Genomic DNA, 16,842 nt, shown 5'->3' with positions numbered 1-16,842 from the left:
GGATGTTGCCCACGACCAGAATTGTTATCCGCGCACGCCGACGAAACGCGCGCGCGCCGGCTTCAACACGAACATTGCAAGGACGGCCGTGCTCAGATCGAGCACAATCGCGCATCCGAACACGGGCACCCAGCTACCGGTGTGCTGATGCAGCAACGCGGCCAGCGGGCCGCCGAAGATCGAGCCAATCCCGAACGAGATGTAAAGCCAGCCGTAATTCGTCGTGGCATAGCGGGTACCAAACGTGTCGGTCAAGGTCGAAGGAAACAGCGAAAAGATTTCGCCCCAACCGAAGAACACCACGCCCGACAGCAGCACGAACAGGACTGCGTTGTCGCGCGTCAGCAACCAGAGCGCCATCGCCACACCTTCCAGCGCGAACGCGAAACCCATCGTGTTTTCGCGTCCCAGGCGATCCGATATCCAGCCGAACAGCGGACGGGTCAGCCCGTTCGTGAAGCGGTCGATCGTCAGTGCCAGCGGCAACGCGGCGAGCCCGAAGACCAGTACCTTGCTGACACCGAAGTCAGCGGCGAAGCTTGCCATCTGCGACGTGACCATGAGGCCTGAAGTAGACATCATCGTCATCATCACGAACATCAGCCAGAACAGCGGCGTCTTGAGCATCTCGGACGGGCGGTAGTCGCGCGCCGCAACTGCTGTCAACGTTACGGCCGGGCCGACGCTGTCGGCCGCAGGCGGGACTCGCAGGCCCTGCGAGGCGAGCAGGCCGACCGCCGCGAAAATGATGCCGTACAGCCACAGCGTGGATTCGACGCCATGCGTTGCCAGCGATGCGGAGATCGGAAAGGTGGTGACAATGGCGCCCATGCCATATCCTGCGGCCGCTACACCGGCGGCGAAACCGCGTCGATCGGGAAACCAGCGAACCACGAATCCCACCACGCCGACGTAGACGATGCCGGTACCGAGACCGCCGATGCCGCCATACGTGAGGTACAGCATCGACGTAGTGTGCGCATACGAAGCCAACACCCAGCTCACGCCTGCGAGCAGCGTACCGATCGAGATCAGCATGCGCGGCCCGAAACGATCAATCAGCGCACCCTGGAATGGTGAAAAAAATGCCTGCAATAACACCAGCAGAGAGAATGTCACCTGGAGTTCCGGCAGCGCGATGCCGAGCTTGGCCATGAGCGGCTTCGTCATCAGCGTCCATACATATTGCGGACTCGATATCGTCATCATGCAAACCAGGCCGAGTCCGAGCTGGATCCAGCGGGTATGCGCCGCTGTTCCGGCGGCGGGCGGGGCGGCACCTTTCAGTGATTGCGTGGGGATGCTCAAGGTGTTTCTCCGTTTGGGATTGATGTGTCGACAGATGAACGGACGTGCGCTGTCCTTGCCGCCGGCGCGAACGCCCGCGGGTCATCGATTCAAAAGGGTGCGGGCGGAGCGGCCGCCCGCTGTCTAACAGACGTGCCTACCAGCCAGCCGCGGCGCCGTCGCTGCGCGGGTCGAAACCTGCTTCCAGACATCCGTTGCCGTGCCGGACAATCGCGCCGGCGTGGCCCATTGCTTCGTCGTACGGCCGCATCTGCTCGACGTCATGGCCGAGCCGACGCAGCGCATTGAATGTGTCGACGGGAAACCGCGCTTCCAGCTTGAGCGATTCATTGGTTTGGCCCCAGGTCCGACCCAGCAGCCAGCGAGGCGCGTCGATAGCGGCTTGCGGATTCCAGCCGAAGTGCGCGATCCGCGAAAACACGGCGCTTTGCGATTGCGGCTGGCCGTCGCCGCCCATGTTTCCGTACACCATCGTGCGTCCATCGGCGAAGCGCGCGAGCGCCGGGTTCAGCGTGTGAAACGGCCGTCGTCCCGGGGTAAGCGGATTGCGCGCAGCGGAATCGAGCGAGAAGCTACAGCCGCGGTTTTGCCAGTTGATACCCGAATCCGGAAGCACGAGGCCGCTGCCGAACTCGTGATAGATGCTCTGGATGAAGCTGACGGCTACGCCATCGGCATCGATCACGCCGAGCCACACGGTGTCGGCCGGTCCGAGACCGCGACCCCATGGCGCTGCCGCGGACATTGAAATCTTTTCGGCCATCGCGTCGAGCACAGGCGGCGCAAGCAGCGCCTGCGGATCGATGTCCATGTAATCCGGATCGGTGATGTGCTTGTCGCGTATGGCGAACGCGAGCTTGGTCGCCTCCACGCACGCGTGGACGTACTCGGGTCCGAGCGGATCCATATCGTCGCGCAAGACACGGTCAAGCACACCGAGAATCTGCAGCGATACAAGCCCTTGTGTGGGCGGCGGCATGTTGTAGATCGTGCCGAGCGAATGCGTGAGTGCCAGCGGCGTGCGCAGCTTTGCGCGATGTTGTTCAAGGTCCGCCAGCGAGAGTGGACTTCCGACGGCGCGCAGGTCGTCCGCGATGCTGCGCGCGAGGTCGCCCCGGTAGAAGTCGTCGAGACCCGCGTGGGCGAGACGCTCGAGCGTCGCGGCGAGGCGCGGCTGCACAAAACGGTCGCCGACGGCCGGCACGCCCAGCGGGTTGTCGCTCGTCAGAAACGTTTCGGCGAACCCCGCGACTGATTCGAGTTCGTCCCGCTTCAGCGCGATGCAGTCGGACTGACTGCGAGTGACCGGAATACCGCCTCCTGCATAGGCGATTGCGTCTTCCAGCAGGCGCGCGACGGGGAGCTTGCCGCCGAGTGTGTCAGTCGACCAGCGATGCGCCCGCGACCAGCCCGACACTGTGCCGGCCACGGTATTCGCCGCCAGTGGGCCGCGAAACGGGATGGATTGCAGGCCGCGGGCGCGGTAGGCGTCGATCGTCGCCGCCGACGCCGCCGCTCCACACGCCTCGATGCCGATGGGCTCTTCGCCCGGCCGTGAAATCAACCAGAAGCCGTCGCCGCCGATGCTGTTCATATGCGGATACACCGCTGCGATGGTCGCCGCGGCGGCAATCATCGCCTCCACGGCATTGCCGCCGTCGCGCAGGATCGCGAGCGCGCTTTGCGACGCCAGCGCATGGGGTGTGACTGCCATCCCGCGGATACCCCGCACAGGATTTAAAAATTCTGCTGACATATTTCCTCGAAAATCAATCGATCATCGCTACCCGCTCAGCCGCTACGGGTTCGCATGATCACGTGATACTTGCTGCACACAACGAAGCCGGCCTCAGCGAGAAGCAACTGCGGCGCGCCAACCGGCTCTCTCTTCCACCCACTCGGCAAGCGACAGCAACGCGGCGTCGCATTGACTCGCACCGATCAGTTGCACGCCGAGTGGCAGCCCCTCCGGACCGAAGCCAACCGGTAACGTCACCGCCGGCACGCCGAGGAAGGTCCAGGGCGTGCAGAACGCCGCATCGCCCGTATAGTCGAGCCCGCGGGGCGCCTCGCCCGATGCGGGCGCTACCAGCAGCGCGTCCAGTCCCGCCGTTCCGGTGAGCCAGCGGTCGAAGCGACGCGCCATCCTGACCTGCAATGCTTTTGCTTTCGCATACTCGGTCGCGGGCAATGCCCGGCCTTCCGCGATCAGAGCCTTAATCGGTGCGCTGACAAGCGCCGGCGAACGGTCTACCAGTTCGCCATGCGTCAGCGCCGCTTCAACCGCGAGCAAGATCGAAGCATGCCGTGCGGCGTCGACCAGTTCGGCCGGCAACTCGGCACCGACGATTTCTGCGCCGTCAGCGCGCAAACGCAAGGCAAGGTGATTCAACACGTGCTGTTGCGCTTTGTCGACCGGTCCGCCGAGCTGCTCGCGCAGCACGCCGATGCGTGGCGGCCGCTTTGCCGCATTGCCTGGGCCTTTCCCCTGGCGACTGTTATGCGAGACGTGTGGATCGTTCGCATCGCTACCCGCCAGAATGGATAGCGCATGAACTGCGTCAGCGACATTGGTGGTGAAAACGCCAAGGTGATCGAGCGACCCTGACAACGGCAACACGCCAGTCCGCGCAATCGTCCCGTAACTCGGCTTTACCCCGACCACTCCGCAATACGCGGCGGGACGGATGACGGATCCGAACGTCTGCGTGCCAAGCGCGAGCGGCACGATGCCTGCCGCAACGGCGGCCGCCGAGCCGCTCGACGAGCCGCCAGGCGTGTGATCGTTATTCCACGGGTTGGTCGTGGCGCCAGGCTGACGCCAGGCGAACTCGGTGGTGACCGTTTTGCCGAGTATCGTGGCGCCGGCTTCACGCAAACGGGCGACTACCCATGCGTCCTTGTCGGGCCTGCGCCCTTCGTACGCCGGCGACCCGTACGCGGTGGGCATATCGGCCGTATCGATCAGGTCTTTTATGCCGACAGGGACGCCCGCGAGCGGCGCGTGGGGAGCGGCACGATTGACTATGGGCGACGCCGGCAGATGGATGAACGCTTGCAACTCAGGCTGCAGCCGTTGCGCGACATCGAAGGCCTGTTGCACAGTCTGCTCGATGGTGCGCGTTCCCGCGCGGATCGCGTCACGGATTTCGCGGACGCTGCCGACTTTGCTTCGCAACGCTGGTTGTACGGGCATGCGGATCCTCTTGCTGAACTTGAATCACTTCGCACTTCGCTTACGTGCCTGCTCCGCGCAGCGTCGGTAAACGGTTGGTTGACGCTTGAGAAGCGCCTGTCATGGGGGCACTTAGTTGCTGGTTTCGTCGGTTGTCCGCGAAATATAGTTGCGAATTGCAACAATTGAAATATTCGCATTGATTCAATTTGCAAAAAGCATGCCATCGTGCGAACGCCCTGTATACAAATGCTAATCGAGTATTGTCAGGCGGATGTGAGCACACTGTCATGTTCGAAAAGTGTGCAAATGCGCGCAAGGAAGGTGCATCGGGCACGACAAAATCGGCGGTGCACCGCCGCTGGGCGAACACAGGCGTTTGACGGCGAAAGGCCATTGCAAAACATTTAGGATTGGAAAGCGGTGCGAGCGCCGCCTCCAGCATTTAAGTGCGGTGCCAATGCGATCGCATCAGAACGTCTATGTTTCGGCGTGAGGATGCGCTCGATACAGTACCTTGCCAGTTCGATCCAGTCGGCGTTTTGGCTCGGGGCATGCGCATGAAGTGTCGCTTCGGCCTCCGCATAAATGCCGCGGCGTCGGGGGCGGCCGAAAAGCACGGCTTCCTCCCGACGCCAGCAAGTGCTTACCGGGTCGCGGCACTTCTGCCCAATGATTTGTCGCAAGGGCCGCTACGTTCACGCGTGTCAGGAGCGTTCGACGACGCGTTGGCGGTTAGGCAACAGCGTTCGCGTCGTTGTGATCCTGGTCAGGTTTTGTATGGCTTTTGCGCACTGATCCTATTTGCCGAAGAATCGGACGCTGCTTCGCACGACAGAATCAGGAGACTGTGGGCGTCACGGACGACTTCGTTTCTCGACGGCCAAACATCCAGGATATGACCGCGGACACGATCAGCGTGCCGCTAACGAAGTAGAGTCCGAGCGAGTAGTCGCCGCTGACTTCGCGTAACTTGCCGATGACCATCGGGCCGATCGTACCGCCGATCAGACTGCCCATTGCGTTGATCAACGCGATGCCCGCTGCTGCAGCCGAACCGGAGAGGAATTGCGTAGGCATGCTCCACAGCGGCGGCTTCGCAGCGTTGATGCCAAAATTCGCGACCGACAGTCCGACGATCAGGAGCAGTGCGGACGGTGCATACCCGGCAAGCAACATCCCGGCGCCCGCGGCCAGACAAGCGATCGACACGTGCAATCTGCGTTCGCCGGTGCGGTCGGAGTTTTTCGCCCAGAGCACCATGCCGACGACGGCGACGACATTGGGAATTGCGTTGACGAGTCCCAGTTCGAAATAGCTGAAGCCGAAGTGGCTAATGATCATCGGTGCCCAGATGCCAATCGCGTACAGCCCGGTCGACGTGCCCGCATAGACGAGGGCGAGAGCGAGCACGCGCGGATCCTTCGTGGCCGCCCATACGCTGGATGCGGCGCTCGTCTTCTTGAGGGAGCGCTCCCGGTCCATCTCGAGCGTGAGCCACTCACGTTCGTCGGTCGCGAGCCAGCGCGCATCTTCAGGCTTGTCGGTCAGGAAGAAGTACGCGATCACGCCGAGCGCGACGGTCGGCACCGCTTCGAGAATGAAGAGCCACTGCCAGCCATGAATTTGTGCGATGCCGTCCATGCCCATGATGGCGCCGGAGATCGGCGAGCCGACCATGTTCGACAACGGCGCGGCGGTCATGAAGATCGCCGTCACAAGCGCCCGATGCCGGGCTGGGAACCAATAGCTCAGATACAGGATGATGCCCGGAAAGAACCCGGCCTCTGCCAACCCCAGCAGGAAGCGCAGCACATAGAAGCTATAGGGACCGCTGACGCTCGCGGTTGCCGCCGAGAGGGTTCCCCACACGACCATGAGCAACGCGATCCACCGGCGCGCGCCGACGCGCTGCAGCGCGAGATTCGACGGCATGCCGAACACAATGTAGCCGACAAAGAAGATTCCCGCGCCGAAGCCGAACATCGATGGCGTGAGTCCGATGTCGTGATTCATCGTCAGGCCGGCGAAGCCGACGTTGACGCGGTTCAGGAAGCTCACGAAGTACAGCGCGATGATGAATGGCACGATGCGCCACGTAATCTTCTTGACGGTGCGCGTCTCTAGCGCGTGCGCGTCCGGCACGGTGGCGCGTTGGGAAGGCTGGGGCATGGTTGTCTCCCGCCGGCGCGTTCCACGCGCCGGTCTCGTTATCAGGTTGAAATTCGTGTTGCTCGATGCAGGCACACACGCGTCGAGGGCGTGTGTGCGTCTATTTACGAAGTGCTGCGTTGCTGGGCGGGAAGATCGATGCGTGCCCACGGATTGGCGGCCCAATGCCGTTTTTCAAACGCGTCGATCTGATCGGATTGCTGCAGTGTCATCTGAACCATGTCGAGACCGTCCATGAACATGCGCTTTTGCCTCGACGGGATCGAGAACGAATGGCGCTCGCCCGAGGCGGTCACGACAACTTCGTTTTCGACGTCGATCGACAGTTGTTTGCTATCCGTATCAGCCAGTTCGGCAACGAGTGCATCGACTATTTCCGGCGCGAGCGTCACGAGCAGCAGGCGATTGTTGCCGGCGTTGAAGTAGAAGATCTCGCCGTAGCTCGGCGCGATGACCGCTTCGATGCCGGCTTGTTGTAGTCCCCACACGGCGTGTTCGCGGCTTGATCCACAGCCGAAATTCGAGCCGCCGATCAGAATGCGTGCGTCGCGGTATTCGGGGCGATTCAGCACGAACGTCTCGCGCGGCTGACCGCGGTCATCGTAACGCAGGTCGTAAAGCAGCCCACGCGCAAGCCCCGACTTGTCGATGCCGAGCAGGAACTGCTTCGGCATGATCTGGTCGGTATCGAGATTGTTGATCGGCAACGGTGCTGCGGTGCCCTGAATGAGACGGCGATCAGCCATGTACAAGCTCCTTGCGAATGTCGACGATATGGCCCGCAATCGCGGCGGCGGCGGCCATTGCGGGACTCATCAAATGAGTCTTGCTGCCGCGGCCCTGGCGGCCTTCGAAGTTGCGATTGGTCGTCGATGCGCAGCGCTCGCCCGGTGCCAGCACGTCGTCGTTCATCGCGAGGCACATTGAACAGCCGGGCTGGCGCCACTCGAAGCCCGCGTCGATCAGGATCTGCGCAACGCCTTCGCGCTCGGCCTGGTCGCGGACCATGCCGGAACCTGGAACGACCATCGCGCGAACCGATGCCGCGACCTTGCGTCCCCGCACCATGGCCGCTGCCGCTCGCAGGTCTTCAATGCGCGCATTGGTGCACGAGCCGATGAACACACGATCGATTGGCGTGCCCTCGATGCTTGCGCCGGCCGGCAGCGCGATGTAGTCGAGTGCCTTACGCGCGGTTGCTGCGTCGATGCCGGTTGCCGTGTCGACCGAGGGAATGTGCCCGTCGACGGGAATCGCCTGGTCCGGACTCGTGCCCCATGTCACATACGGCGCGATTTGCGATGCATCGACATGATATTCGACATCGAAGACAGCATCGGGGTCCGAGCGCAGCGAGCGCCATGCGGCCGTTGCACTGTCGAGCGTGGCTGTATCCAGATCGCGCACGCGAGTCCGCACGTAGTCGATCGTCGTGTCGTCCGGTGCAATCAGCGCAGCGCGCGCGCCGGCTTCGACCGTCATGTTGCACAGGGTCATCCGCGCTTCGGCAGAAAGCGAAGCGATCGTCGATCCCGCGTATTCGAGCGCGAAACCACGGGCACCCTGTGCGCCGATACGGGCAATGATGTGCAGTACCAGGTCTTTCGACGTGGTGCCAGGCGGCAATTCTCCGTCGACGGTGATCCGCATGTCGTCCGCCACGCGATAGACGAGCGTTTGCGTCGCGAGCACGTGTTCGACTTCGGAGGTGCCGATCCCGAAGCCGAGTGCGCCGAGCGCACCGTAAGTCGTCGTGTGGCTGTCGCCGCACAGTACGACCATGCCAGGACGGATCAGTCCGATTTCCGGGGCGACGACGTGCTCGATCCCCTGCGCCGGATCATTCACGTCGAACAGATGGATGCCTTGTGTGACGCAGTTGCGTGTGAAATTCGAGGCTTGCTTTGACGCGTCGACGATGTCGATCGTGCGGGCGGCAACCGGCACCGCGCGCGTAGGGATCACGTGGTCGACAATGCCCATCTGCTGCCGCGGTCGGCGCACGAGGACGTCTTTCTCAGCGAGCCCGGCGAACGCCTGCGGACTCGTGTACTCGTTCATGATGTGCAGGTCCGCATACAGCAGCACATGCTGCTCGTCGAGGTGGTCGACCGTATGCGATGCGACGAGCTTTTGATAAAAGGTGTGCGGCATGGACTCCTCTGGCCGGTTGAATCTGAGGCGTGGGGCGCGGTCATGATCGACCGATGTGCAGGAGTCTAATTCGCCAATTCTGATATAGAATTCAGAAGAATTTAAACTACTCTTAACTTATATTTATCAATGGATGCGGTTTCGGACCTCGAGTTTTTTGTCGAACTCGTCAAACATGGCAGCCTGTCGGCGCTCGCGCGGGACGTTGGGGTTACGCCGCCCGCGGTGAGCGCGCGCCTGGCGCAGATCGAGCGGCGACTCGGTGTGCGGCTGCTGAACCGGACCACGCGGCGGCTCAGCATGACGCATGAGGGCGAGCAGTACCTGACCACGGGGTCGAAGCTGCTGTCCGCGTTACAGGAACTCGACCGGACCATTTCAAGCAGCAGGGCGACGCCAAAAGGGCTGCTGCGCGTCAATGCGACGTTCGGCTTTGGCCGCCGTCATATCGCCCCGGCCATCGCGGCGTTTCATCGCCAGTATCCCGACGTCGAGGTCCAGCTCGAGTTGACGGATCGGCCGTTGAATCTTGCCGAAGCTGCGTTTGACGTCGGCGTCCGGTTCGGCGAGATTCCTGATTCAAGGTTGATCGCACGCAAGGTCGCGACGAACCGTCGGATGATCTGCGCGTCGCCGATCTACTTGCGCGCGAAAGGCGAACCCGATACGCCGCGCGATCTGCAGCGGCATCAATGCATCGTACTCAGGGAAAACGACAGGGCCTATGGCACCTGGCATTTCAGCAAGGGGAAGCGCCACGAGACGGTCAAGGTGCACGGTGTGCTGAGCAGCAACGATGGTGAAGCGACGCTCGTCTGGGCACTTGACGGTCAAGGCATCCTGATGCGTTCGGAATGGGATGCGACCACCTATCTGCAGTCTGGCCGTCTCAAGCAGTTGCTGCCCGATTGGTCGTTGCCGCCGGCGGACATCTATGCTGTGTATCCAGAGCGGCTCAATCTGACGGCGAAGGTGACGGCGTTCATCGAGTTTCTCGAGGGCTTTCTCGGGAAGGGGCCGGGAGCGGGCTGAGATGGCGAAAAAGCCGGTGATTTCTCGATCACCTGCGATTTGCACCGCAACCCGGAACTGGTCGGTCCAGCCGGCTGGCAATGGACGTTGTGCCGCGCGTCTAGCCGGCATTGTCGACACGCTTCCAGAATTCGAACGCAGTGGCGCATGCGTTGCGCGGCGCGCCCGTGGCGAGCAGCAGCCAGAGAAGCAGGCGCGCCTTGCGCGGCCCGAGCCACCCTGAAAACAAAGCGCCACGGCGGGCCAGGTCGATTTCCGAGCCGGAAAATCCATAGGTGCGTTCGGCCGTCGAGCCCGAGCCCGTGCGGCTGGAAATGACGATCGGCAGCCGCGGCGCCAGCGCCTCGATGCGCTGTGCTTCGTCATCCGAAACATGGCCTGCACCGTAGCCCGCAATGACGATCCCGTGATATCCCGCGTGCGCGACCGCGTCGAGCATCTCACCCGTCTCGCCCAGACATGTCTCGACGAGCGCCACTCGAACCGACAGGTCGGGCTTTGCGAAGCGCTGGGAATAACGCCTTGACGGTGGCCGGAAATACTGGGGCATACCTTCGAGCACCATGCCAGCTGGCCCTACGACCGGCGACTCGAAGGTTTCGACGGACATCGAGTTCGCTTTGCGCACCCAGCGCGCCTCGTGGATCGTGTTGTTCATGACTACCGCTACACCGCGCCCGCGACTGGTGCCGTGCGCGGCGCAGGCCACCGCGGCAAGAATATTGGCGGGCCCATCCGCGCCTGCGGTCAACGGCGTGCGCATCGCGCCTGTGACCACCAGTGGCTGAGGATGCGTCCACAGAAGATCGAGCAGGAAGGCGGTTTCCTCTAGCGTGTCGGTCCCTTGGGTCAGCACGATCCCAGCGGCGCCGGCAGCCACCATGCGCTCTGCCCACACCAGACTGTCCAGCACATGCGCGAAGTTCAGCGAAGGGCTGGGTAATTGCAAAAGCGTCTCGGCGTGAATCTGCGCGATATCAGCCAGACCGGGGACCGCAGTCACTAATTGCTGCGCGGAAAGACGTGGCAACGCGCCAGCGTCGGCACTGTCGGCGGTCATGCATATGGTGCCGCCAAGTGCCCCCACAGCGATGCTCGGATAGTTCATCGAAGCGTTCCTTTCAAGTGTGTGGAAAACATCTGCTTAAACCGTACCTCAACTAGCGTGCAAAGACGCGGTACCGACGAGGGACGCCGCTGGCGCGCCCGGAATCGGTGCGACAGCGATCTTGCAATGCGCAATGCACCGTCCTCGCGCGCACTTGCACAACTCCCGCGCACCGCAGCGTGCTCTTGCCGGTGGGGTAAGCGCACGACTTGCCCACACGTACTGGATTTACCGAATGATGGCACGCTTCGTGCCTGTAAGCGTGTGAATTTCAATTGTTGCAAGTTGCAATTAATGTAGCGCGATGGAATTGGAGATCAGCCTGTCGCAGGCGCATAGCCGAAATTGAAGCATCTGAAGTTCCGTCTGGATGCACTCGACGCGTTGGCGTGGAGTGCGGCGTCCGGAAAGGACGTGACGTGCCATTCCACTGTATCAACAAGCTTACCGAACACCTCGAAGAGGGTGGCGAGTAGACACGGCCGCTAATACGACGCAAGCGCGGCCTGAATTCATTTGGTGTCATTTCTTCCTATTGGAGTGAAGCATGCTGAAGCGACTGTTTACTCAATGCGTGGCTGGAGCGCTGATTGCGAGCGCTGCGACGATGGTATGTGCGCAGGATGAGTCCAAGGTATTACGCATCGTGCCGCAAGCCGATCTGAAGATTCTCGATCCGATCTGGACCACGGCATTCATCACGCGCGATCACGGCTACATGATCTACGACACACTGTTCGGCGTGGATGCCAAGGGCGTAGTGCAACCGGAGATGGTGGACACGTATACGACCTCTCCGGACGGCAAGACCTGGACGTTCACGCTGCGCAAGGGACTTGCGTTCACCGACGGCAAGCCGGTCACCTCAGCTGACGTTATCGCGTCGATCACGCGCTGGGGCAAGCGCGACGTGTTCGGTGAAAGAATGTTCACGGCCCTGCAGTCGTTCGATGCGGTCGACGCCAAGACCTTCCGCATGACCTTCAAGCAACCCTTCCCAATGGTCCTTGACGCGCTCGGCAAGCCGTCAGGCAGCGCCGCGTTCATCATGCCCAAGCGGGTCGCCGATACGCCGGCGGACCAGCAGATCTCTGACTACACCGGGTCGGGCCCCTACATCTTCAAACAGGACGAGTATCGCCCGGGCGCGAAGATCGTGTACATCAAGAACCCGAACTATGTGCCGCGACCGGAGCCGGCTTCCGGTACCGCAGGCGGCAAGCATGTCTATGTCGACCGGGTCGAATGGATCGTGCTCAAGGACGCACAGACGCAGGCCAATGCGATCGCCAACGGTGAAGTGGACATGATCGAATGGATGCCCGCCGAGCAGTACGCCGCATTCAAGAGCAATCCCAAACTGGAGCTGGTGAAGCCGACTCCCGCCGGGCTCTTCGACCTGCACCTGAATCATCTCGTGCCGCCGTTCAATAACCCGAAGATTGCGCAGGCGGCAATCATGGCGATCAACCAGGAAGCGTTGATGCGCGCCCAACTGGTGAACAAGGATCTGTACCGGACATGTACGTCGATTTACCCATGCGATTCGCCGTTGGCGTCGAACGACACCGCCTATTTCACCGGCAAGCCCCAGTTCGCGGCGGCCCGCAATCTGCTGAAGGAAGCGGGCTACGACGGCAAGCCGGTGGTGCTGATGTATCCGTCGGACTACGCAGTACTGAATAAGTTTCCGCCAGTCATGGCGCAACTGTTGAAGCAGGCCGGCTTCAATGTCGACCTTCAGGCAATGGACTGGTCGACGCTCGTGACGCGCCGAACCAGCAAGGCGCCGGCCGACAAGGGTGGCTGGAACCTGTTCATTACCGGCTGGGCGCCCGGCGACACGATGAATCCGTTGTTCTTCACGCCGCTGACGGGCAATGGCGAGAAGGGCTGGTTCGGCTGGGCGACCGACGACAAGATTGAGCAGCTCAAGAACGAATACCTCGTCAGCACCGATCCTGCGCAGCGAAAGAAGATCGCTACGGCGATCCAACTGGAAACATATCAGAGCGGGCTCCTGGCGCCGTTGGGCGACTTTGATTTCTATTCGGTGATCCGCAAGGGCGTGGTCAGCGGCGTCGTCCCGGCTCCGGTCAACGTGTTCTGGAACATTCGCAAGAGCTAACCTGTGTCGGCGGCTGGCTGTTCGCCGGCCGGCTGCCGTCTCGCAGAGCAAACGCGAGCCCGTCCATCTGTCAACCGGCTTTGGAGCGTAACCGACATGGTTTTTTTTCTTTTCCGGCGCGTACTGTCGACGGTGCCCGTGCTGGTCGTTGTCGCCCTTATCGTATTCATGATTCTGCGCCTGACGCCGGGAGATCCGGCTGCGGCGCTTGTCGGTGACAACGGCACGAGCGCCGACATCGCGCGGATCCACGCGAGCCTCGGGCTCGACCGGCCGCTGCCGGTGCAGTTCGTCAAATGGACCGGGCAGCTGCTGCAGGGCAACCTCGGCGACTCGTACTACATGAAACAGCCGGTAACCCGGTTGATTGCGCAACGCATCGCACCGACCGTGTCGTTGTCCGTCCTGACACTGGTGATGACGCTTCTGCTCGCGGTGCCGCTCGGCGTGATCGCGGCCTCGCGGCACGGAGGCTGGCTGGACCGGACGCTGATGGGGCTTTCGGTGATGGGATTCTCGGTGCCGTCGTTCGTGGTCGGCTACATCCTCATATGGGCGGTCGCCTTGCATGCGAAGCTGCTGCCGGTGCAGGGGTACGCTCCCCTGAGCGCGGGTATTGGTCCGTGGCTCACGCACCTGATCCTGCCGGCCATTACGCTGTCCATCGTCTACCTTGCGCTGATTGCCCGCGTGACGCGCGCGGCGGTTGCCGAGGCGCTGACCGAAGACTACATCCGCACCGCCCGCGCCAAAGGTATCTCCGAAGCACGCGTGCTGATTCGCCATGCGCTGGCCAATGCCGCGGTACCGATCGTCACCGTGATCGGCATTGGCGTCGGCTTGCTGATCGGCGGCGTGGTGGTCACCGAGACCGTCTACGCGATCCCCGGGCTCGGGCAGCTGACGGTCGACGCGGTACTGGCACGCGACTTCCCGCTGGTACAAGGCATCACGCTGTTCTTTTCCTTTGTTTACGTGCTTATCAACCTGCTGGTCGACATGAGCTATCTGCTGCTCGACCCGCGTATCCGCTATTGAATGAAAGGACGATTGGACATGAGCGACGATCACGATCCGATGACCCTTGCCGCGCCGGGCGCCATTCTTGCCAACCTGGAGGCGGTGCCGACCATACGCTCCCGCACACCGTTGTGGCGCCGTGTGCTGCGAAACTGGTCGGTGCGTCTGGGATGCGGTGCACTGTTGCTGCTGATCTTCGTAGCCGTCGCCGCACCGTGGCTTGGCACGATCGACCCGACCGCGATGGATCCCGCGAGCGCCAATCTCGCACCGGGCGTGACGGCCGAATTCAGTGATCTGTCAGGCGCGACGTTCCAGCACTTCTTCCTGATGGGTACCGATAGTCTCGGCCGGGATACCTGGAGCCGGGTCGTCTACGGTGCGCGCGTGTCCCTCACGGTCGGCATCACGGTGGCACTGCTGGCACTCACCTTCGGCGCACTGGTTGGCGTGGCGGCGGGGTATTTTCGCCGCCTCGACGACGTCATCATGCGCGCCATGGACAGCTTGATGGCGATTCCCAGCATCCTGTTCGCGATTACGTTGATGGCGCTCTGGCGACCGACGCTGGTCACGGTGATTGTCGCGATCACGATTCCTGAAATTCCGCGCGTCGCGCGCCTGGTGCGCTCGATCGTGCTGACCATTCGCGAGGAACCCTACATCGAGGCCGCCATTTCGTTGGCCACGCCGACCCTCAAGATTCTGTGGCGTCATATTCTGCCGAATGCAATTGCACCACTGATCGTGCAAGGAACCTACGTGTGCGCGTCGGCCATCCTGGTGGAGGCGATTCTGTCGTTTCTCGGCGTCGGTCTGCCGCCGGATATTCCGACGTGGGGCAACGTCATGGCCGACGGCCGCATGCAGTTCAACCAGTATCCTCAGACCGTGCTGTTCCCTGGCGTTTTCCTGGCGCTGACGGTGCTGGCGGTCAACATCCTGGGCGACGGATTGCGTGACACGCTCGATCCAAAATTCAACAAACGGGGGAGCTGACGCGATGCCCGATTTCGACTTCAAAACGGCAGCACCCGCCGTCGCCGGGCCGGCTACAACCGTCCTCGCCGTGAATAACCTCACCATTGCGCTGCCGGCCGGCGCCGACCGCCCCCATGCGATCCGGCATGTCTCGCTCGACGTGCGACAGGGGGAGATTGTCTGCCTGCTGGGCGAGTCGGGTTCGGGAAAATCGGTGATCGCACAGGCCGTGATGGGCTTGCTGCCGGCCGCGCTCAAGGCGGTGGACGGCAGCATCGAACTGCTCGGCGAGGACGTGCTGACAGCAAGCCCGGAGCGCATCCGCCAATTGCGCGGCGAAAAAATGGCGATGGTTTTCCAGGAGCCGATGACGGCCCTCAATCCGATCATGACGTGCGGCGCGCAGGTCGACGAGATGCTGGCACAGCATAGCCGTGCCGGCGCCGGCGAGCGGCGCCGGCGTATCCTCGAGATCTTCGCCCATGTGAGGCTGCCGGAACCGGAGCGTATCTACGCGTCTTATCCGCATCAGTTGTCGGGTGGGCAGCGCCAGCGCATCGTGATCGCCATGGCGCTGATCCTGAAGCCGTCGCTGCTGATTTGCGACGAGCCCACCACGGCGCTCGACGTCACGACCCAGGCCGAGATCCTCAAGCTGATTCGTGAATTGCAGACGGAGAGCGGAACCGCCGTGCTCTTCATCACGCACGATTTCGGCGTCGTCGCCGAGATTGCTGATCGTGTCGTCGTGCTGCGCCTGGGCGACATGGTCGAGCAGGGCGCCAAGTTGCAGGTGTTGCAGCAACCGCGCGAGCCCTATACCCGTATGTTGCTGGCAGCCGTTCCCGCGCTGGTGCCGCGCACGCGCCCGCCGGTGGAGAAAGCCTATCCGCTGCTCGACGCGCGTGGGATCGGGAAGACCTATGTGACGGGTTCCTGGCCGGGCCGCAAACGCAAGGTGCAGGCCGCCAGCGATGTTTCGCTCATGGTGCATCCGGGCGAAACGGTCGGAATCGTGGGCGAGTCCGGTTCGGGAAAGTCGACCGTCGCGCGCTGCATCGCGCGGCTGATTGAGCCGACTGCCGGCGACATCTTCGCCGACGGGCGATCGGTGGCCAAAGCGCGCGGCCGCGCGCTCTATCCGTTCCGGCGCGGCGTCCAGGTTGTGTTCCAGGATCCCTACCGGTCGCTGGATCCGCGCCAGACAGTGGGTGCGTCGATCATCGAAGGGCCGTTGAATTTCGGTGTGCCCTACGCTCAAGCGTGGCAGCGTGCTGAAGAATTGATGACGCTGGTACGGCTCAGGCCCGATGCGCTGAACCGCTACCCTAGCGAATTCTCCGGTGGCCAGCGGCAACGCATTTCGATCGCGCGGGCGCTGGCATGCGAGCCACAAGTGTTGATTGCCGACGAGGCGGTGTCCGCACTCGACGTCTCGGTCCAGGCGCAGATTCTCGACCTGCTGGATGACATTCAGCAGCGGCTGCGGATCGGCATTCTGTTCATCACGCACGACCTGCGGGTGGCCAGCCAGATCTGCGATCGGGTCATCGTGATGCGGCGCGGCGAAATTGTCGAGGAAGGAGCGATCCAGGACGTGTTCCTCGCACCGCGCCACGAATATACGCAGGCCTTGCTGGCGGCGGCGCCAGGGCGTGGCTTTGCGTTCGGCGCCGCTTGACGCGGGCTTTTTGATCACAGTGAGTGTCTCCTGAGCGAATCATCTTCTGTGGCTTCCAGCGGGCCTGGCTTCATGCCGCCGCA

General features: G+C 62.4%; 12 protein-coding genes. 5 read left to right on the top strand and 7 right to left on the bottom strand.

The features are described from left to right. Positions 1-24 precede the first annotated feature (24 nt). The 6 genes from oxlT to leuC form a co-directional block, all read right to left on the bottom strand. Positions 25-1,308: an oxalate/formate MFS antiporter gene (gene oxlT, locus PQR53_RS25545; protein ID WP_408460147.1), complete on the bottom strand. Its 1,284-nt coding sequence runs from the start codon at positions 1,306-1,308 to the stop codon at positions 25-27. Positions 1,309-1,444: 136 nt separating this feature from the next. Continuing rightward, the gene (locus PQR53_RS25540) at positions 1,445-3,022 is read right to left on the bottom strand and encodes a gamma-glutamyltransferase family protein (RefSeq protein WP_408460144.1); all 1,578 of its coding nucleotides are present in this window, start codon (positions 3,020-3,022) and stop codon (positions 1,445-1,447) included. Positions 3,023-3,157: 135 nt separating this feature from the next. Beyond that, the gene (locus PQR53_RS25535; RefSeq protein ID WP_408460141.1) at positions 3,158-4,504 is read right to left on the bottom strand and encodes an amidase; all 1,347 of its coding nucleotides are present in this window, start codon (positions 4,502-4,504) and stop codon (positions 3,158-3,160) included. An 819-nt stretch (positions 4,505-5,323) separates the two neighbouring features. Next, complete coding sequence (locus PQR53_RS25530) at positions 5,324-6,655, bottom strand: MFS transporter (RefSeq protein WP_408460138.1); 1,332 nt, start codon at positions 6,653-6,655, stop codon at positions 5,324-5,326. 104 nt (positions 6,656-6,759) lie between these two features. Next, positions 6,760-7,401: a 3-isopropylmalate dehydratase small subunit gene (gene leuD, locus PQR53_RS25525; protein WP_408460135.1), complete on the bottom strand. Its 642-nt coding sequence runs from the start codon at positions 7,399-7,401 to the stop codon at positions 6,760-6,762. Beyond that, on the bottom strand, positions 7,394-8,809 hold the full coding sequence (gene leuC / locus PQR53_RS25520; protein WP_408460132.1) for a 3-isopropylmalate dehydratase large subunit: 1,416 nt from the start codon (positions 8,807-8,809) through the stop codon (positions 7,394-7,396). Before leuC ends, leuD begins: the two co-directional genes overlap by 8 nt. A 129-nt stretch (positions 8,810-8,938) precedes the next feature. Between leuC and PQR53_RS25515 the strand changes: the two genes are divergently transcribed. Then, complete coding sequence (locus PQR53_RS25515; protein WP_408460129.1) at positions 8,939-9,841, top strand: LysR family transcriptional regulator; 903 nt, start codon at positions 8,939-8,941, stop codon at positions 9,839-9,841. A gap of 100 nt (positions 9,842-9,941) precedes the next feature. Here PQR53_RS25515 and PQR53_RS25510 read toward each other — a convergent pair whose 3' ends face one another. Then, positions 9,942-10,949, bottom strand: coding sequence for an asparaginase (locus PQR53_RS25510; protein WP_408460126.1), 1,008 nt, complete (start codon positions 10,947-10,949; stop codon positions 9,942-9,944). 547 nt (positions 10,950-11,496) lie between these two features. On the opposite strand from PQR53_RS25510, the gene PQR53_RS25505 reads away from it, so the two are divergent. The 4 genes from PQR53_RS25505 (at position 11,497) to PQR53_RS25490 (ending at position 16,759) form a co-directional block, all read left to right on the top strand. Then, positions 11,497-13,077: an ABC transporter substrate-binding protein gene (locus PQR53_RS25505; protein WP_408460123.1), complete on the top strand. Its 1,581-nt coding sequence runs from the start codon at positions 11,497-11,499 to the stop codon at positions 13,075-13,077. Positions 13,078-13,173: 96 nt separating this feature from the next. Beyond that, on the top strand, positions 13,174-14,115 hold the full coding sequence (locus PQR53_RS25500; RefSeq protein ID WP_408460120.1) for an ABC transporter permease: 942 nt from the start codon (positions 13,174-13,176) through the stop codon (positions 14,113-14,115). A gap of 18 nt (positions 14,116-14,133) precedes the next feature. Continuing rightward, positions 14,134-15,096, top strand: a complete 963-nt coding sequence (locus tag PQR53_RS25495) for an ABC transporter permease (RefSeq protein WP_408460117.1) — start codon at positions 14,134-14,136, stop codon at positions 15,094-15,096. A gap of 4 nt (positions 15,097-15,100) precedes the next feature. Beyond that, a complete protein-coding gene (locus PQR53_RS25490; RefSeq protein WP_408460114.1) occupies positions 15,101-16,759 on the top strand; it encodes a dipeptide ABC transporter ATP-binding protein in 1,659 nt (552 codons plus the stop codon). Positions 16,760-16,842 lie beyond the last annotated feature (83 nt).

Origin of the sequence: Paraburkholderia fungorum, assembly GCF_046027605.1 — a bacterium.
In the GTDB taxonomy this organism is placed as follows: domain Bacteria; phylum Pseudomonadota; class Gammaproteobacteria; order Burkholderiales; family Burkholderiaceae; genus Paraburkholderia; species Paraburkholderia fungorum_F.
Note: the sequence above shows the minus strand (reverse complement) of the source record. Positions and strands in the feature narration are given on the sequence as shown.